Raw genomic sequence first — 18345 nt, 5'->3', positions numbered from 1 at the left:
AACCAGAATCGGGCCCAATATCCGCTTCGTTTGCCAGTCACCATTTTCGGGAGGTTTTCCTGTTGTTCTTGCGTGTACGCCGATCACGCCGGTTTCATGCGTTCGATTCGGACGGTATCGGGCAGTCATTCGGTGCCGGGGACCGGACTTGCACATCGCCCGTCAGCAGAGGACGGCGAATGCGATCCTCCACCGCTCACTGCAACCGGATCTGATAAACGTCGTTGTTGCTTCCCTGCGTGTAGTACACGTACGTCCCGGACTGAATCAGTTGGTTTGGCACCGAATCGAGCAACTGGGTCACCACGCCCGTCGAGGCCTGCCAGCGATACACCTTGTTCGCCGCCGATATCTGGTAGATCACATTTCCGGCCGCATTACCGAGCAGTTGGGTAGTGATGTCGGTCGACAGCGTGTTGATCTGCCCGGTCGGCCCCACCGTTCCCAAATTGCGATACGTAAAACTGTACTGTGCTTCGACCCAGGCGAGCACTCCGTCCGACAAAAGGAAGTAGGCATTTCCACCGACATTGCCCTGAAACCTCGACTCGGGCCCGCCAGCAACAGGCTGCCACCATAGGGCTTGGATATGCGGGCCAACCGGAGCGACACCGCTGAGCCAAGCGACGGTCTGCCCATCGGTTTGAACAGATCCACCAGGGTCCATTTGCCACAACGCTGTCGACGTCTGCGTCTGCGAAGACCACATGTATACCCGCTGTGGATTAAAAGCCTCGGGCAACTGGTGCCAATAGTAGTAGTTCACGATTCCGTTCGAAACACTGAAACTGTTGACGGAAGCACTGTCCCCAGGTGGAAGACGTGTGAAAGTCTTTGTCGACTGGTTATAGAGGGCCCCGCCTCCATAATTGTTCCAGAGCAGATACCCGTCATGCGCGGATGGCGCCAGGTCATCGGATTGACCGGCTGTCCCAGCGAGTACCGACATGTTCGTCTTCACGCCTCTCGCGTCCCACTGGTAAATGCAATGAAAGGCCAAGGGCTGCGGGCAGTCGACATCTACCGCGGACACATATGCGTAGCCGCCGCTAAGCTGCCAGTTTCCGGCGTTCTGCAAAGACGCAAAACCATTCAGCACGACTTCCGTCTGATCGACGATATTCCGGATTCGCGCAGATCCGTCCGACGCAACATAGAGCAGACTGTTGCCGTCCGCCGCCAGCATCTTCCCTCCGCTCCCAAGCGTGAGCAGAGGCGGAGGAGGCGGCGAGCCACCGCCGCTACCTCCGCCTCCACTACCACCGCCTCCACCGCCGGCGCCGGCACCTCCTGAGCTGACGTCCCCTCCGCATGCCGTCAATGCCAGAACAATGGAAGCCACGAACCAGAATCGGGCCCAATATCCGCTTCGTTTGCAAGTCACCATTTTCGAGAGGTTTTCCTGTTGTTCTTGTGCGTACGCCAATCACACCGGTTTCATGCGTTCGATTCGAGCGGGGTGATGGCACGTTCTACGGCAGGCTTGATCTTTTCTGCCCAATATCCTCGGCCTCGTTCAGCTAGTGGAAGCCAGCCGCCTACGGTACTTTTCAGATTATTGATCAATCGCAGTCGCGTGTCTGGCCGGAGCGCCTCGATCCCGACGATGGTTTTGGCAAACGACGACATGTCGAAATTCGCCGACACGGTTCATCGCGCGCCCTGACCCTGGAATTTTTCTCGCGCACCTCACCTCTTTCGATCCATGTACGCGACTTTTTCCAACTGCCCGGTTCTGTTCCGAAAGCCATTCGCTGAAGCCAATGAGGTTACCCGCCGCGCGCCAGCCCCCCCCGTTTCCGCAATGCCAGGACCCAAAACAAAAAACCCCGCAAAAACAGGCGTTTTCGCAGGGTTTCCAGGTGACCTCAGACAGTATCGGACAGTCATTTGGTGCCGGGGACCGGAACCACATTGAAAGCGCTCTTCCCCTTTGCAATTGGCATTGCACGAGTTCGTATTTCCATAATGCCCCCACATATTCCCCCAGACGTGTTGGCTGCAATTCTGTACAGCCATCCGACTCTATTGGCGGGGAAGACATATGAAAAACGCAAAGCGGTGTGGCGGCGAACCAACATGTAGCATCGAACCGATTCGGAATGATGTGTCGGCTGTCATTCTCCTTGGGAAGTTCGTTCGCGACCTGGTCGCAAACCAACGGATCCCGATCGAGGTCCGTCGTGACGCCGCCATGCTCGTCCGCAGCTTACAGCGCGAGACGATTTAACCGGGGCGTAACACATGCGATACCTCGCGACCACCGACATCGGCCAGTCCATCCGAAAGGCGTTCAGCGGCTACACGCACGTCCTCGTGAATCGTGGATACACGACGATCAAGCCGGTGTTCTTCAAGAGTGCCTCCATCGCAGATCTCCCCACCTACATGTGGGCGTGGTGGGACCGGGCAAGCGATGGACAGTTGGCAAGATGGCGGGATTCTGGTGGCGTGCTGCTCGATCGCTACACGTATTCCGACCGGGCCGGTCCGGCCGACGTCCTCGTATTCGTGGAATGCCCAATGACGATGGATCGGTTGACCCGCTCCCACGCGAATACATCCGAATACACGGTGATTCCAGTCCCCCACACCTGGCGCGTACACGAGGAATGCATCGACCTGCGCACGCCGCGCGTCGAAGATCTGCGCGCGATTTGGAGCGCATGCCGCGGACGACGATTGACGGATGAGCAACTTGAGTCCGAGACCGGCATTCCTCGCCAGCGCGCGACATACATGCGCAAGAGTCTGAAGCCAGTCGAGGAATGGGAACTGCGTCCGCGGTTGGCACCTGACGCGCCCGGATTGATACCCACTTGGGATTGGATCGGATCCGGACGTACGGAGCCGAAGAAGGCGGCACGCGAACAAGGTCACAAGGCCGCCATCAAGCAGATGGCGCGCCTCGGGCACATCTCCTTGACGAAGTGGCAGGTGTACCGCAGCGACGAACCCGATTGGTACCTGCTCGAACGAAAGCGCAAAACCGCTATTGCGGCTCTTGCTGAAGTTCGATCACTCGTTGAGTCGCTTCCCGACCATCTTCAAGCTTGACGACGGTCTGTCGGATCTCTTTGATCCGTGGGGCGTTGGCGTGATACAGCTGGTTCAGCTCGGACAGGGCGTGTTCGATCTCTCGATCGCCAACGGCGCGCAGTTCGCCGCCACGCAGAGCGATCGCAGCCTGAAGCTTGACCTTCGCCATCGCTGCGCTGTCCTTGTGATTCATCGTCGCCAGACCGTGAAGTTCCTCGAGACCGACCACCTTGTACGCGCGCGTGAGATCCGACACTCGAGCGTCGAACTGCTCGCTGCTCATGCGGGAATACAAGGGATCGACCTTGACCCTCTCGATTGCCGCCGCGAATCCCTGAAGTTCAGCGGACGCGCGGATGTATCCGTCCAACTCGTGGGCGGTACAGTCGAGCGTCGACGCAGCCAGGAAGATGTCCCCCTTGGCTTCAGTCAAGGCGGTCTTGATCGACTCCGCGGAGATCAGGCCGGCACGCATGGAGCGTCTCACTTCTTGCTCCGCTTTCGTTCCGGCAGGCCCTTCGTGGACTTGCCGCGCTGCGCGCTGGTGTACTCCTTCCCGACCTTCTTCGGGATACCGATCTTCGATCGGCCCTCGTCCGCGGCGTGCATCGCGCGGTTCTGCGCTTTCGACTTCATCGGCATGGCGTCCTCCTAGTACGAGAGCCCTTTCGCGTAACCCATCTGCTGCAGATCGGGCAGTTGCTTCTTCAGCCGGCCGACACCGATGTCCGTCCGGTAGAACGGGCTGTTCGGGATCTTCACCTTTTTGATCGCGCTGTAGGCCGACCGGCGTGCGCCCGTGATCGTCTCGCCGCAGCCGGTCGCGATCATCACATAGTCGCCGGCCGTCACAGGGCCCGGCAGGTCAACGACCTTGCCATTCACTTCGCGCGGCGCGGTGCCCATCATCACCTCGGAAAAGTGCAGGTGCTCCATATCCTCGGCGCCGTAGATCGGGATCCCGCACAGCTCCTTGTTCGTGATCTTCGAATACGGGAAGTCGGGCAGCGCCATCAGAACTGAGATACAAACCTCGTCCATGCGTACCTTCAGTGTGTCGCGGCCTTGGATCTTGTCAGCCATCCACTGCGCGGGATCGCCCTCGATTAGAGCGGTCAAGTTGTGGCGGATCGGCCAGCCATCGCGCATCGTCCACTCGAGCGGATACGGGCCCTTGCCGTCGGTCGGGATCATGCAGTTCACGTCGACATAGCCGACGTAACCGATCTGCTTCAAGTGCTCGGTGGCGGGCTTCAGCACCTCGTCGGCGAGCTTCGATTGTCGGACGACGCGCACCGTGGTGCCCATCTCACCGGTATTCACGCCCAGATCACCATTCATGAGCTTCTTGTTCTCCCAGTTCTCGACCCAGCCACGCGACCAGCCGTCCGGACCGAAAAACCCGCCCACAGCCATTTCGATACCGCTGATCTTTTCCTGCAGGATGAAGCCATCGTTACGCGCCGCCGAGCGGTACTTGTCGATCTTGTTCCAGCGCCCGAGCATGTAGACCATGTCGGCCGCGCTGTCGGCGACGTACGACATCGCGCGCTCACCGTCGCCGGACGGCTTGGACACGAACGCCTTGCCCTGCTTCTTCACGTAGGCGATCGCGGATTCGTAGTCGTGGAACGTTTTGCCGGGAATGATCCGCATCCCGCACTCTTCCATGACCTTCTGCCCAACTTCACGATCCAGTTCCCATTCGACGGCCGCCAGGTTGCAGCCGTAGATCGGGTAACCGATCCGGCGGTACGGCTCGAGCATCTCGAGGTAGCTGACGTTGTCGGGCGTGTAGATCAGATCGGCCCAACCGAGCCACTTCCGGCGCAGTTCGTCGTAGTCGCGGATCTTCGGCACCATGCCTTCGCCAGCGTGCCGGTCCGTGCCATCCGGACGCGGCTTGTCATACCAGAGGACCTGATGCCCCCATTCCTGGCAGCGCATCAGCCAGTCGAGGCAGTTCGAACCGACGTCGATCGCGAGAATTCTCATGGGGTGGGCGGTCGCTGAAGGAGTTGTTCGGTAACGGCAGGCCCGAGTCGGTTGTACGCGGCGGCGGCTGGTGCGGTGAGCGCCGCAGTCCCGCCGGCGGCCAGAGTGCCGACCGGGTGCGTGAACAGGTTCTGCATGAGCGAGCGCTCAGCGGTGCCGCTCGATGGCTGTTCCTTCAGGAAGCGCTGACCAATATCAGCCAGCGTGCCCATCTGCCCCGCGGTGCCGCGCGCCATGGCCGATTTGCCGGCCGAATTTTTCGTTACTACCCCGAGCAATGCAGCGGGGGAAATATTGCCTGTCGGCGATTTCGCGACGAGCGGCTCGAGCGTACTGCCGATGGCGTACTGACGACGAGCCTCGTTGTACGCGTCGAGATCGGACTGGCTCATGTATTGAGCACGCTCTTCCAGCAAATCGTCTTGCAAGCCGCGCAACGCATTTCGCAGGTCGCCATCGCTTGTCCCACGGATCTGTTTGGAGATGGCGGTATTGAGGCGACGGAATGCCGGCCCCGGCAGTTCTCGTGGCGCTGCGGTACGCCCTCCGCCGAGCAACGTCTGGGGTTTCGTAGCCGCGCTATCGATCTGGTCAATGTAGCTGTTGATCACCCTTCGCACACCCGGCAGCTGATTCGCACCGTTCGCGCGCAATTTCGTAGTGAATGACTGATCGATCGGAAGCGGGTACCGCTCGGCGATAGAGCCGATCGTGTTCCCCGACCGGTCCATGGCATCGGCAAACGTCTTACGTGTGAGCTTGTCGCCCTCACCGCCTATGGCATTGACCAGATGGGAATTGAAAACCTGTTGGTTGTGCTCACGAACAGTTTTGCCGACAAACGGGTTGTCCTGGGCCAGCTCACCGGCGCCACGCACGTATTTGTTCCCATACACCATATCCGGCGTGAGCCGGAACCCCATGCCGTGAGCCTGACGCGCAAGCTGCAACGTCTGCGGGTCGACCTCCGGCAGTGCTCCGGCAGCAGCGCGCACTGCCCCGCGACCGGCGACATTCGCACCAACGCGTGCCGCGCCTGCGGCGCCTTCACCGGTCGCCAGCACCCCGCGCGGCACTTCCGGAATCCGCCCGATCATCGGGGACTCGACCGGCATACCCTGCAGCGCATGGGCCAATCCGGAATTACCGAGAGCGTCCACATCGTTGCGACCGGCTTCGGTACGTGGCTGGTACGTCAGTTTGCTGGCCAACGCAGCGCCGGCTCGGTCGCCTGCCTCAACGCCCGCTTGGGTGCCGAATTTACCGCTGGTGAGTGCCTTCCCTACACCGTAAATATTGCCGGCCAAGGTCGCGGGGATGGACGTAATTGCCGACAGCCCCGCCTCACCGAGTCCTACTGCGCCTTTGCCCAGACCCAGGATCTTCTCCGCGATCGTATCGGCGTGCTTCGACGACATGGCTGGGGCCGGACTATCAGGCGGCAGGCGATCGAGAGGCGCGACCGGTGCATTCGATGCCGCCGGCGCAGTGCTGGTGTACTTGTCCCATGGTCCCGTGGTGGACGCTGCGGTGTCCTGTGCGTATTTCTCCCATGGGCCGGCCATTACATTTTCTCCCAGTTGCTTTGCTTCGACGGGTCACCGCCCTTGAACCGGTAACCGCCTTCGGTCGTGCCAACAGCAGGAGCACCCTCACCGCGCCCGGAGATGCGGGCTTTCTGCTGCGCCTGCACTTCGGTCGGCGCCTGGCGGGCCGCGGCCATTTCCTTTTCCATCATCGAGAGGACCGCGTTGAGCTGATCGGGCGTGCTGGCGGTAGACAGCAGTTCGCGTGCATGCTCCTTGTCCGCTACCGTCGGCACGCCGGTCGGGCTGATCGCGCGAGCGTAGGCGTTCACCGACGTGTTCAGAGCCGTGCCGAGCTCAACGACGCGCGGGTCGCCGGTACCGGTTTGGGCCGCCTGCATTGCTCGGTTCACGCCCGGAAACTCAGTGCGCGGCAGCGCGGCCGACGCTTCACGCACAAGCGGGAATGTCTTCTGTGCTTCGGCAACCGCCATGCCGATGTTCGCCGCGCGCGTCGCGCCCGTCCGCGCCGCTGCTTTCTCGCCCTGAAACCCGGCATTCGCGGCTGCGATGTCCGCGCCGGTGCCGCCTGCCTCGCGCTCCTGACGCATGACTTCGCGACGCAGGGCGATGATGTTCTTCGCACCCTGCGCACCGCGGCCAAGGTTCTGATAGACCGACGTGTCGCCGGCGCGCGCCTGCTCAGCCAGAAACTTCAGGTCATCCGGCGAAAACTTCGCATCGTCGCCGTTTGCCATCGCAATCGACTGCCGACGCAACGCGATGGATTCCGCGCGCAGCGCATTCGACTCGGCGCGAGCTTGGCGACGATCTTCGCGGTTCGCCGCATTATCTTCGGCACGCTGATGCAGCGCGTCATACCGCTCCTGCAGCTGGGCGAGTTGCAACTCGCGCGTGAATTGCTGCTGCATCTGCGCGGCCTGGGCCTTTGCCTGCGAGTCTAGGATCGGGGTGAGCTGCTGCAATCCAGCCATCAGGTCGGCGCCGGACAGGCCCTGATCCTTTAGCACCTTGATCGCGTTGTCGAGCGTGAGCGGACCGCCGGATTGCTGCGCCGGCCCGGCGGTCGGCGGTGCAGAGATCTGGGCGCGCGAAGCTTGTGCCGGCGATCCGGTAGTCGGCATCGAGCGAAACGGCGGGAGAGGCGGCTTAGCAGGCGCGCCAGTGCCCGCAGGCATACCGGGCGGCAACGGAGGCGTGCCGCCCGCCGACGGCGGGGCCTGCAGCATCCCCGGAGCCGGTTGCTGCATCGGCATGGATGACTGCCCCGGATTCGGGGTTTGCGGCGGAGGCGCCATCTGTCCGAGCAATTGCGGCAGCGCGTTACCAGCAGCGGTCAGCGCGGCCTGCTGCCGTTGCCGATCCTGCTGTTGTTGCTGAAATTGCGCGAGCTGCATCTGCGCATACTGACGCCGCATGGCCTCTTCTTGCGCTTGCTGCTGGTACTGGAGGAAGTAAGGGAGACCCGCGAGTCCGGCCATGATTTACCCTCCCCCCATCGTGAAACCGTACTGGTTCCCGCCACCCGAGTAGTACGGGTTCGACGTGAACGCTCCGCTGAAGTCTCCCCCGCCGAACGATCCAGTCGTGCCATTGAAGAAATTGCCGAGACCGCCGGCATTCTGGATCGCGTTTCCGATCCCTGAAATGCCTTGCGACACCATGCTCCCCGCAGCACCTGCCCCCTGCGCCTGGCTCTGGAACGGCACGGACTGTGCGCCGGCGCCGTAGTTCATGTACGGGATGATCGAGCTCATCAGCCCTTCGGCCGGACCGTAGATGTTCGAATTCAGGAACGAACCGTACGCGTTCCCCAGGCTTCCTGGCGTTCCGGCAATCGTCTGCCCGGTGTTATACGGTGTCGCGCCGCCAGCCAATGTGTACTGTGGCGCGAGCGTCAATGCATTGCCACCGGCCTGCCCGTAACTGCCCGCGGTGTTCGCCGCACCGGCATACCCCTGCAGGCCCTGCAGCGCACGCGACAGCTGGTTGTTCTGCCAGTCGATGTTGAAGTTCGACAGCGCCTGGTTTTGCACGCCGGCGCCGGCCGCCGACGAGCCGAGGCCGTACATCGAGTTCGTTGCGCCAGTCTGCTGCGTGAGTTGGTTCAGTGTGCGGTCGTAGAGCGCGCTCTGCGGATCCAGACCCATCTGGTAGACGTTCTGACCGGCGCCGAGCAGCGACTGCTGCGTGGCAAGGTCCAGGTTTCCGAGGCCAGTCAATGCATTGCCAGCGTTCGTATATCCGGCGCCCGCGGCGTTGGCCGCGTTCTGATAGCCAGGCGCGTACTGCAAGTTGGCTTGCATCCCGCTCTGAAGCGACGACAGACCGTAATTGTTCAGATTTGCGCTGTTGGCCCCGTATGCATTGTTCAGGTTCGACAGCAGCGATTGCCAATCGGTATCGGCCATACCGAGACCGCTCGGTGTGTAATACGACGATCCGCCGCCCGAAACGCCGGGCGACATCAACCCCGAAACGAGAGACCCGCCCACACCAGCGGCAAGGCCGCCTGCAACCGCAGCAAATGGCATGGCTCACTCCTTCAAGATTTCGGGATCCGCCACGCCTTCCGCATGGATACAGAGCCACGTCAGGTTCGTCAGCGCGCTGATGCGATGCGCACGTCCGGCCTTCACTTCGAGCATGCACGGTCCATGCAGCACGCTGAGCTCGCCGTCGACGTCGAGCATGGCGGTGCCGCTCGCGAGATAACTCAGATGGTCGTAGTCGTGCACGTGCTTCTGCACTTCCTCACCTGCGCGCAGCGTCTGTTCGCGCGCGTACACGCCACCGGTCGTGAAGTGGTGTTTGATGGTCATTTCTCGCACCGGATAGACACGATCAACGTGATCCGATCGTCATCGCCTTCGTTCACTACTTCGTGTTCCTTCGTGTTATCGAAGTACCAGATGTCACCGGGTGCCATCACGACGACTTCGTTCTCGACGCGATTCCAGCACTTCGGATTCGTCTGCAGCGGTACGTACAGCTTCGTGTTGTAGTGCCGCACGTGCCAGCTATCGTCAGCATGCGGCAACACACGCTTACCGGCCGGCACCTTCGTGATCAGGATGCCGCCCAGACGCGTGCCTTCGACGCGTGCCATTAGCGCGAACACGATCGGGCGCACCTGCGGCAGCGCGTACCACTCCGGATAGAAGACCGCGTCATGTGCATCGTTGAACCCGGTGTAGTCCCCGGCCGCCTTGTACGGCTTCTCGTCGTTGTAGCGCAGCCAGATATCTGAAACATCCGAGTGCGGACTGCCTGCCGCCGCTGTGCGCGCGGTATGGCGATCCCACAATCCCGGCTGGCGGGCGATGGCGAGCAGCAATGGTGCGGTGTCGATGCCAGCGCCGATCCGGACGAGGTTGTTCATTGCACGCCCTTCACCTGCTGCCAGGCATGCATGCCGCCCAGACCGAGCATCCCGATCGTGATTGTCGCGAGCTGCGTCAAATCAAGCGGCGGCAGGTTCAAGGGATGGCCCGCAATCGCTGCGCACGCATTCATCAGCGGCTCGACGACGAAGTTCCAGGCATACCCGGCGACGCACACCCAACCCATCCCACCACGCCAGTGCTGCAGCGGATCATTACTCTGCGCTTCGGCCTGATTGATCTGCATCTGCCCGGTGATCTGCGCGAGCTCACCCGTTTGCTGCAGTTGAAGCAACTGCAACTTCGCGGCGGCGGCCTGCGCCGGGTCCGGCCAAACACGGTCGATGATCTTCCCGACGACGTCGGACACTGCGGAAATCGGATCGAGGAATCCCATCACACGGCTCCCTTCAAAAGGTTGTTGGCGATGCGGTTCGCCCATCCGTGGCTGAAGGCCGGCCAGTTGTGCAGGTCAGCGAGGTACTTCAATCGATATGCCAGGAACCGCGCAACGACGCGTACCGGGTCGGACGCGTTCACCTTGGCGATCGTCACCGGTCCGATCCGGCCGTCGGGCGCCAATCCCGCGGCCTGCTGCAACCAGGTCACGGGCAGCCCACCGTTATATGCCGCATCGAACACCTGGAAAGCGACACGCGGGTCGAACTGGTCGCAGTAGTACGGATCCCAGTAGACGCGTTTCGCGATCTGCTTCGCGATCTCTTGCGACAGCGCATGCATGTCGCCACCATAGCCGTGCGCACGAGCGACGCGAGCCGTGATGCCCCACATCGTTTCGCCGCCCGGATCGGCCGGGTTGTTCGAATAGCCGCCTTCGTTTCCCATCAGGGCGAGGAAAGCATCGTCGAAGCTGCTCACAGCTTGCCCACCGCGCGCAGGATCTGTTCGACCTTCTGCTCAGCGGTTGCCTCGGTATCGTTGACGATCGCCGCGACGTGCCCTTCGAGATCGGTCAGTTCCTTCGCGGCATTGCCCAGACCAACGATTTCCTCGACCTTGTCGACGAAAGCGCGGCCATCGTTCGCGAGTGCCTGGAACTTGGCTTCGATGGCGGATTTGATCGCTTCGAGCATGACTTTCTCCTAGAAGAACTTCTTGAACCCGCCGCCCATTCCATACGCGGCGACCGCGACGAGGGCGTACATGAAAACCCGCCACGCCAGACCAAGGATTCCGCGACCGACATTGAGCTGAAACCGCTGGGTGATTCCGCTTTCGATCTGCTCAGCGATCGCCTTGACATCGTCTTCGGTGAGTGTCCGATTACCCATGATTTCCCCGATTAGTTTCCCGATTGTGGTTTTGTTTCCCGGCTGTCGGGTAGCTGCCCCGCCGAGTCCGTTTCAACGTCGTGAATCTGCGTCGCACGCCGGCTGGCCTGCGCAATCAGGCTGTTCAGCCGGTCTTGCCGATCGATCACTTCGTTACGCATGGATTCGACTGCGGCCTGCGCGCCGCGCGTCTGGCGCGCGCTCTCGACGATCAACATCGGCACCCATCGGAACGAGCAGTCCCATTGATCGACGTCGTGCCCGGTCTGCGGGTTATTCCCGAGCATATGCACCCAGAACATGCACCCATCGCCCAAGCACACTTTCTTCAGCAACGGGCAAAGCGGCTCCTTTTTCCTCATGACTTCACCGCGATAATCTGATCGACGAATTTGCAGTTCGCGGTCATCGTGTGGCTGTGGGCATTTCCGCTGCCCGTGTTCTGGATATTGGCAGCACCAGTTTGAATCGAGATGCCGGTCGTGGACGCCGCAGTGGTGCTCGCCAAATTGAACTGAGTCGGGCCGCCCCCGTAATTGCCGGGTCCCCCTGCGTTCGTATAGAAACTACTCCCGGTGCCCGGGGCGTGTGTGTGTGAAGGGTCGTTGACCCCGTGTACATGGCCTGCGTCGACGTGGTTGTGACTCGGCATTTCTGCGACCGTCAGAGCGTGGCCGTTACCCGAAATCGGTCCGACAATCAGAGTGGTTGACGGATTGGTCCCACTGGTATTTGCAAATCCAGACGGGGTAATGCATCGCAAAAACGCATCCAGATACGCCGCGCCAGTCTGCGCAACCCATCCCGCGGGGGCGGTTGCCTGCTGAAATGCCATGCTGGTTCCGGACGGCGCCGTAAGCGTGCCTGAGGGATTGGCATTCGCGTTGACCTGATTGACGATGAAGTTCAGGTCGCTCATCACCTGCGACGCGTCTGCGTTGGTCCCGTTCTGCAGGCTGACGGGTAGCGTTCCGATAATTGCCATGTCTTACCCCTGATTGGTATAGCCAGCGTCTTGGTATCGGGCGAAGAACGTACCGATCTGGATTCCGTTGACCGGCGTAGCTGAGACGTCGATCGACATCTTCTGGAACACGAGCGCGGCTGGCCAAGGAATGGTCCAGACGTGCGGGATGCTCGTATCCGAAGACCAGTTCGCTTGTCCCCATAGAAACGCGCCCCACACGGTTCCAGATGGCGGGGTTACGACGTAAGCGCTCCCAAGCGTGTTGTTCTGATCGCCCAGTGCGGTGAGATTGAAAAATGCCGAAACGCCGCTCGTGCCGAGTTCAATCGTCGATTCGACGACTTGAATCTGTTGCATGTGCCCGGTTTTCGGAAAATCCGACGAACGCAGATGGCATAGAAACGACGCGCCAGCATCCAGGTAGGTCGAATTCCCCGATGGAATTGTTGGGCTGACGAACAGCGCGGCGCCGTGATCTACACCGGAAATCACGAATGATTCGCCATACTGCGACGCGCAGTCGTAAGTGAACGAATGGGGCCCAGTCCAACGCTTTCGACGAATGTCGTACCAGTAGTCGTTCGTCTGGCCCTGCCCCTGGATCAGCGTCGGCACGCACACGCGGTAGACATTCCCGGCGAACGCAGCGCTGATGCGCGATGGCTGGGTGGTGTTCTGGAACGGTACCTGAAGGTCTGCCGGATAGTCCGTGCCCGGCCGACTCGACAGTGGTACCAGCGTACCCAGAAAATTCAGGATGTACGGCGCGTCGACCCCGGCGAAGAAGATCCCGAACGGACCCTGCACCACACTACGAGGCGATACGCATCCGGTCGTCAACGAAATGTAGTTCAGCGCTAGATTGGCCGTCGTGGGGTCGCCCGTGACCTGCCATACCTGGCTTGCCTTGAACACGACCAACGCACCGATTACACCGCCCGACGTCGTTTGAATCGGCAAGCCGGACTGCGCAGTGATCGGCGTGGTGTCGCCGATCGTGACCGCTTGCGAAGCATTCGTTCGCGTCGTCGGCACGAGCGGGTCGCTGAAATTCAGGACATTGCCGACAGCGAAATACGCGCGGTTGTTGAAGTTCGCGACCGATGTCGGCACGCCCGTGAGCGGATTCGTCGCCAGATTCGCAGACGACCACGCCGGCGCGGCGGGATTCGAAATGTCGACCACGCCGAAGAAGTTCGACCCCGCCCCAGTGAACCCCGGATGCGTAACGAGGATCTTCGTGCCTACGACGGCCATTACTGGAGGCGTCCATGCCCCACTGGTCAGCGGCGACGACGGCACATTTGATGAAGTCACCCCGCTGATCGTGATGAATGTGTTCGTCAGCAGGTTATAGGCGAATGGCTCGTCGAATCCCGGATTGCGTGCGGTGGACACCATGCCGTATGCAACGGTGCCAATGACGATGTGCACGGAAACGAAGGTCGGCGTCGTGAATCCGCTGAAGGTGGAAACAGCAGCACCCACTCCGGGGCGCGCAACGACGATTTCCGGATTGCCCTGGTCAAAAATCAGGTTGCTCAGGAGCTGGCAGGCACCGGGAAAGGCGTCTGTCGCGTCAAACGCGTCACATAGCCCTTTCGGCGTGAAGCGGACCGGCTTCGCATTGCGGATCGCCATGGCCCTAATCCGTGATCTTCGTCGGCTTCAGCGTGCGGTTCGTGTGGAAGCGCCGCGGATCGAGCCGCACCGACTTGACGACGGCCTGCTCGTCGCCTTCCATGATCAGGTGCGTGCGCAGCATCGCCTCGCATTGTGCGCGGAACGATTCCTGCCGAACGTCGTCCGTCTCGCCCATCAACTCCGCGGCGGTGGCCTTGATCAGGTAGTTCTGATCCGGGAACCACGGGATCGTCGTCGACGTTTCGGGCGTGACGATGTCCGGCTGTTTCACCATGTATCGATGCGTCAGGACAATCTGCCCCGACGATTGCGGATAGATGAAGAGCTGCCCCGCCGAGCTGTTCGCCTGTGCCGTTGTTTCGTCGTACAGCAGGGTCATGAATTCGTACGGGTAGTTCGCGATCGACGGGTCCTTGAATTCCTGGTCCCACTCTTCGGGCGAAATCGGGTGCAGAAAATACGGCAGGTTGTTCTGCTGGAAGAACAGATCGTACGTGCGTAGATAGTTGAGCGGCAGCGTAAACGGGCCGTAGTTGTTGGCCTGCACGGTCACGAATTCCACGACCCGATTGATCTTGAGGTCACGATGCAGCCAAAGGTCCTCCAGGACCATGTTCAGGTAGACGCCGCCTTGCGAAAGCCAGCCAGGCGCCTTCGCGATTGCACAAGCGCGCGCGACGATCTGCTGGGCCTGGAGGTAGGCCATGATCAGGCACCCGCACGCGCGTCCGCGATTTTCTGGCGCGCCTTCACGAGCTCGGCCTCGATGCCTTTCAGCTGGTTCGGCGCGTTCTTCAGGTTCGCCTGTTCCTGACTCGACAATGCCTTCGAACCGGTCTTGCCGGTCGCCTTCGCGTTGTGGCGCTCGAGCAGATCTGCGTACGCGTGCGCGACGTCATCACGCGCCTTTTCCCATTGCTCAATGTGGGCTTCGAGGACCGGGATCTCGAGCATGCGCTGCTGGCGCTGGAGCGCTTCGCGCACCAGGTCCATCCGGCTGTCGAGGGAATCCTTGGATTCGCCTTCGACCAGATAGCCGCTGGCCGAGAGCTGCGCCTGGTTCGGCGCCGGGAGGGTAATCGTGAAGTTTCCGATCACCGTTGCAGCCGTAACTTCCTGAGAGGCTTGCGACATGGTCTTCCTTTCGGGGTGGGGAATTACGATCGTGCCCAGGCCGGCACGGGGCCGCCGCCGAGCACCTTGTTTTGCGCCCGCTTGTACGGGTTGAATGCGTGCCCGTTGATGTCGTTCTCGTGCACCCAGGTGCGCGCGACCATCTCTTTCACCGAGCGCAGCGTGTCCGTGTCGAACTTGTACGTATGCCCGTGCAGATATGGCGCGCCGTTGATCTTGAGATGCTCTCCGCCGCACGGCGCGAGATCGATCCGATACCACCAAAGATCCGTGCCATCTTCCGCGCTGCCCGCGAACCGCTCGACAACACCAGACGTCAGTAGTGCCGATTGCGCCTGTGCGGAAAGGCGCGCCGATTCTTCCTCGGCAATGTCCTTCGCCGCGCCGAGCTTGGCGTTTTCCTCCTCGAGCGCCTTGATCCGTTCGAGCAGTGCGTCGCGGCTTTCGTCGAGCGGCGCTTCGGCTGCAGCTATCGATACCGGTCCGGTACCGCCGATCAGTTCGTCGGCGTCTGCCGACTCGGGAGCCGGCTTACCCGGCTCCTGCGAGTTACGTGCGGGCATCAGTTACTCCTTACGGGGTGGTCACGGTGCCGCCCTGATAGCCCGGCGAGAATGCGGAACCGCATTCGACGCGAGCCAGGAAGGCCGTATTGAGCAGAATCGAGCCGTAGAACACCTTCCACGACACGACCCGGGTTTGGTTGAGCGGATCCGACTTATCGGCGCCAGTCAGGTAATGGAACTCGGGGTTCTCGAGCAGCACTTGGCCGTAGCTGTGGTTGCCGATGAAGAGCAACGGGAATACCGACACGCCGGTGGCCGGAGCGGCCGGCGGCGTCTGCGTAACGCCGATGCCGGTCAGCGTGACCGTCTGGTTCGGCTGCAGTTGCGTCGCCTGACCAGCCAACACGCCCGTCACGGGCACGCCGTTGCCGATTGCCGTGGCGAGGTTCGTCGGCGAGGTCGTCGTCCCGATGTACACATTGAACACGTAGTTCGGGAACGACGGCAGCGTGACGCTGATCGAGCCAGTCGGGCCGGTCACGCTGATCGAGCCGGAGACCTGGTAGATCGTCTGCTCGACCGACGTCAGCGCCGGTGCGGCGGTGACCTGGATGTAGTACGTGCCGGTCGCGAGTTGACCGCCGGACGTCGACGCCGTGCCCGTAATCGCGGCTGCGCCCGTCCAGTACGGCATCATGTTCGTTTCGACGAAACGGATCCCGCCGAAGTCACCGAGCTCGTTGTTGTAGAGCCGGTTGACGTCGCTGTACGCCCAAGCCTGCTGCACCGACGGGTTCTCGCGCATGTCCTGCGCCGAGAACGGGCTGATCAGCGCAACGTAGTGCTGCTTGACGCGCGGCGTCTGCGACGGATCGCGATACGATCCCGCCTCGATCATCATGTCTTCGCGCTCGTCGCCGTTGAAGCGCGGCACGCCATAGGCGGCCATCGAAGCGAACAGGCGGTTCGACTCGTGCGGCGACATCACATTCGATGCCGTCAACGCGGCGCGGTTCGCCGCACCTCCAGCATAATTCACCTGCGGCGCAGACAGCAGCGTGTTCAGCGTGTTGCGCTCGAGCGTTTCAGGCATCTGCAGCGCGACCAGTTCGCAGGCTTGCTGGAACAGCGGATGCTTGATCGTCAGGTTCGCGACGTCGGTAATGATGACGCGGTCGCCCCATTGCTGCGCGGTCGCGCTGACCTGTTGCAGCGTCATCGCTTCGCCCGGGGGCGCGACGCCTTCCTGCAGCGGTGCATACGGCAGCGGCAGGCGCTGATAGCGCGACGCTGTGTATGTGGTGCCGCGGTTCGTGTCGAGCTTGAGCGGCTTGCCGAACTGGTACGCAACCAGTTGGCGACGCGCGAGCGGCTCCACTTCTTCCTGGATGTACGCTTCGACGTCAGCCGTAAAACTCGACGACTGGTTCGTCACCCCGGGAAACAGCAGGCCCGTCAAGAGGGCCAGAATTTTCGTCAGCATGGTGTCCTCGTGCTGGTCAGATGTTCACGTCCGCCAGACGCGCGGCGCGCTTCTGGTGCTCGGTTTGCCCGCGTGCATTCGGCACCGTCGAGCGCACGCCCGGCGATTTGCCGCGCGGAACGTCCGCTGCGGGCGTTTTTGCCTTCGCTTTCGGCTTCAGCTTGCCGTCCGCGATGTCCTTGCCGAGCATGTAGTAGTACACGGCTTCGCGCGAAGCATTGCGGCCGGCGCGGCGTTCTTCCTGAATCGCCTGCTCGACGCGATCGCGATAACGCGCGCGATGCGGATCGCTGGCGATCTTCGATTCGAACAGCGTCTGATCGCGAAGATCCTGTGCTTGAAATAGCGCCGTTTGCGCCGCCTGTTGGCTCTGGCGCAACGTTCGATTCGACTGGATCTGCCACCGCTCGATGTCCGTCACGTCGGTGGCACGCAGGCGTTCTTCTTCGCGCTGGAATTCGGAATCGACGGGCGCCATCGTCGGCTGCCCACGGCTCGTATCGGCCAAACGCCCGCGGCGTTCGACTTCCGCTTCCAGCGCCGCAAGCCGATCAGCATCGGAAATCGAGCGCCGAGCGGGTGTCGCCGGTTCGACGAAATCGAAGTCGAAATCGTCTTCGACAACAGGATCGGAGCCAGAGTGGTCCGCGCCAGGGTCTCCCGGATCTCCCGCCGGATCGCTACCGGAACCGCCCGGGTCGCCAGAGGGATCTGCGTCGTCGACGCCGGGGAACAGGAAACCGAGAAGTCGCTGCAGAAGCTTGCTCATGGCCGCCCTTAAGATTGCGTGCCCGTACCGACCGCTTGAAGCGTTGCGGTCGTCGCGCTGGTGATCGTGACAATGAAATCGCGCCAGGTGTTCTGGGCGATCGTCATCGTGCCGCCGAGCGTCCAGCCCGTGTTCGTCGTCACAGTCCAGGCGAACGCGCCGCTCGAGCTGTTGATCACGCGCAGCTGGAAGCTGAGGCCGATCGGCGCGTTCTGCACTACGGTCGGCAGTTGCGCAAGCAGCGCGGTGACCGTGGGGAGCTGTGCGTTCGCACCGGCGCCCAGCGTGCCGGTCAGGTTCAGGAAGTTCTGCGCGGCACCGGCGATCTGCGCGGCGCCGAGCGTGAAACCGGACGTATTGGCTGCAGCGTTGTAGCCCGTTTCCTGGAACGGGTTCATGCCGAGAACTGCATTAGCCAGGCCGATCTGATCGGGCATCGCGCCGTTGTCCGGAATGTTCGGCGGGTTGCCGGCACCGATCGCCGGGAAGACGAGGCCGACCAGACGGGCCAGAAGGGTTTTGCGCACGATGATCTCCTGATCAGGGATGCGCAATTTGTATATCGGTTTCCCGCATTCCGGCTGCG

The 18345-nt window shown here is 61.7% G+C and carries 23 protein-coding genes; 1 reads left to right on the top strand and 22 read right to left on the bottom strand.

Features of this window, described 5'->3' with window-relative positions:
- Positions 1–196: 196 nt before the first annotated feature.
- Positions 197–1186 carry a hypothetical protein gene (locus tag H3H55_RS06395; protein ID WP_193098035.1) on the bottom strand — a complete coding sequence of 330 codons (990 nt, stop codon included), beginning with the start codon at positions 1184–1186 and terminating at the stop codon, positions 197–199.
- A 1058-nt stretch (positions 1187–2244) separates the two neighbouring features.
- Here H3H55_RS06395 and H3H55_RS06390 point away from each other — a divergent pair.
- Complete coding sequence (locus H3H55_RS06390; RefSeq protein WP_193098034.1) at positions 2245–3057, top strand: hypothetical protein; 813 nt, start codon at positions 2245–2247, stop codon at positions 3055–3057.
- Here H3H55_RS06390 and H3H55_RS06385 read toward each other — a convergent pair.
- The 21 genes from H3H55_RS06385 to H3H55_RS06285 form a co-directional block, all read right to left on the bottom strand.
- Complete coding sequence (locus H3H55_RS06385; protein WP_193098033.1) at positions 2993–3514, bottom strand: hypothetical protein; 522 nt, start codon at positions 3512–3514, stop codon at positions 2993–2995. The genes H3H55_RS06390 and H3H55_RS06385 overlap by 65 nt on opposite strands.
- 8 nt (positions 3515–3522) lie before the next feature.
- Positions 3523–3681, bottom strand: coding sequence for a hypothetical protein (locus tag H3H55_RS06380; RefSeq protein WP_193098032.1), 159 nt, complete (start codon positions 3679–3681; stop codon positions 3523–3525).
- A gap of 9 nt (positions 3682–3690) precedes the next feature.
- Positions 3691–5034, bottom strand: a complete 1344-nt coding sequence (locus H3H55_RS06375; RefSeq protein ID WP_193098031.1) for a hypothetical protein — start codon at positions 5032–5034, stop codon at positions 3691–3693.
- Positions 5031–6452 (bottom strand): hypothetical protein, encoded by a 1422-nt coding sequence (locus H3H55_RS06370; RefSeq protein ID WP_193098030.1) that lies wholly within the window; start codon positions 6450–6452, stop codon positions 5031–5033. Before H3H55_RS06370 ends, H3H55_RS06375 begins: the two co-directional genes overlap by 4 nt.
- 146 nt (positions 6453–6598) lie before the next feature.
- The gene (locus H3H55_RS06365; protein ID WP_193098029.1) at positions 6599–8062 is read right to left on the bottom strand and encodes a hypothetical protein; all 1464 of its coding nucleotides are present in this window, start codon (positions 8060–8062) and stop codon (positions 6599–6601) included.
- A 3-nt stretch (positions 8063–8065) separates the two neighbouring features.
- Entirely contained in the window at positions 8066–9115 is a 1050-nt protein-coding gene (locus tag H3H55_RS06360) for a hypothetical protein (protein WP_193098028.1), read from the bottom strand.
- Between the two features lie 3 nt (positions 9116–9118).
- The gene (locus H3H55_RS06355; RefSeq protein WP_193098027.1) at positions 9119–9403 is read right to left on the bottom strand and encodes a cupin domain-containing protein; all 285 of its coding nucleotides are present in this window, start codon (positions 9401–9403) and stop codon (positions 9119–9121) included.
- A complete protein-coding gene (locus tag H3H55_RS06350; RefSeq protein ID WP_193098026.1) occupies positions 9400–9963 on the bottom strand; it encodes an aspartyl/asparaginyl beta-hydroxylase domain-containing protein in 564 nt (187 codons plus the stop codon). Before H3H55_RS06350 ends, H3H55_RS06355 begins: the two co-directional genes overlap by 4 nt.
- Positions 9960–10361, bottom strand: coding sequence for a 3TM-type holin (locus H3H55_RS06345; RefSeq protein ID WP_193098025.1), 402 nt, complete (start codon positions 10359–10361; stop codon positions 9960–9962). The genes H3H55_RS06350 and H3H55_RS06345 overlap by 4 nt, the downstream gene beginning before the upstream one ends.
- Positions 10361–10843, bottom strand: coding sequence for a glycoside hydrolase family 108 protein (locus H3H55_RS06340; RefSeq protein WP_193098024.1), 483 nt, complete (start codon positions 10841–10843; stop codon positions 10361–10363). Before H3H55_RS06340 ends, H3H55_RS06345 begins: the two co-directional genes overlap by 1 nt.
- Positions 10840–11058, bottom strand: a complete 219-nt coding sequence (locus tag H3H55_RS06335) for a hypothetical protein (RefSeq protein WP_193098023.1) — start codon at positions 11056–11058, stop codon at positions 10840–10842. Before H3H55_RS06335 ends, H3H55_RS06340 begins: the two co-directional genes overlap by 4 nt.
- Positions 11059–11067: 9 nt before the next feature.
- Positions 11068–11256, bottom strand: a complete 189-nt coding sequence (locus tag H3H55_RS06330; protein WP_193098022.1) for a hypothetical protein — start codon at positions 11254–11256, stop codon at positions 11068–11070.
- An 11-nt stretch (positions 11257–11267) separates the two neighbouring features.
- Complete coding sequence (locus H3H55_RS06325; RefSeq protein WP_193098021.1) at positions 11268–11618, bottom strand: hypothetical protein; 351 nt, start codon at positions 11616–11618, stop codon at positions 11268–11270.
- Complete coding sequence (locus tag H3H55_RS06320; protein ID WP_193098020.1) at positions 11615–12241, bottom strand: hypothetical protein; 627 nt, start codon at positions 12239–12241, stop codon at positions 11615–11617. The genes H3H55_RS06325 and H3H55_RS06320 overlap by 4 nt, the downstream gene beginning before the upstream one ends.
- Positions 12242–12244: 3 nt before the next feature.
- Positions 12245–13864, bottom strand: coding sequence for a hypothetical protein (locus H3H55_RS06315; protein ID WP_193098019.1), 1620 nt, complete (start codon positions 13862–13864; stop codon positions 12245–12247).
- A 4-nt stretch (positions 13865–13868) separates the two neighbouring features.
- Entirely contained in the window at positions 13869–14573 is a 705-nt protein-coding gene (locus H3H55_RS06310; protein ID WP_193098018.1) for a hypothetical protein, read from the bottom strand.
- A gap of 2 nt (positions 14574–14575) precedes the next feature.
- Positions 14576–15001 (bottom strand): hypothetical protein, encoded by a 426-nt coding sequence (locus tag H3H55_RS06305; RefSeq protein ID WP_193098017.1) that lies wholly within the window; start codon positions 14999–15001, stop codon positions 14576–14578.
- Positions 15002–15024: 23 nt separating this feature from the next.
- The gene (locus H3H55_RS06300) at positions 15025–15564 is read right to left on the bottom strand and encodes a hypothetical protein (protein WP_193098016.1); all 540 of its coding nucleotides are present in this window, start codon (positions 15562–15564) and stop codon (positions 15025–15027) included.
- Between the two features lie 10 nt (positions 15565–15574).
- Positions 15575–16990 (bottom strand): N4-gp56 family major capsid protein, encoded by a 1416-nt coding sequence (locus tag H3H55_RS06295; protein WP_193098015.1) that lies wholly within the window; start codon positions 16988–16990, stop codon positions 15575–15577.
- A gap of 16 nt (positions 16991–17006) precedes the next feature.
- Positions 17007–17759, bottom strand: coding sequence for a hypothetical protein (locus H3H55_RS06290; RefSeq protein ID WP_193098014.1), 753 nt, complete (start codon positions 17757–17759; stop codon positions 17007–17009).
- Positions 17760–17767: 8 nt separating this feature from the next.
- Entirely contained in the window at positions 17768–18286 is a 519-nt protein-coding gene (locus H3H55_RS06285; protein WP_193098013.1) for a hypothetical protein, read from the bottom strand.
- Positions 18287–18345 lie beyond the last annotated feature (59 nt).

Source organism: Burkholderia sp. Z1 (genome assembly GCF_014893795.1).
GTDB lineage: Bacteria > Pseudomonadota > Gammaproteobacteria > Burkholderiales > Burkholderiaceae > Burkholderia > Burkholderia theae.
Note: the sequence above shows the minus strand (reverse complement) of the source record. Positions and strands in the feature narration are given on the sequence as shown.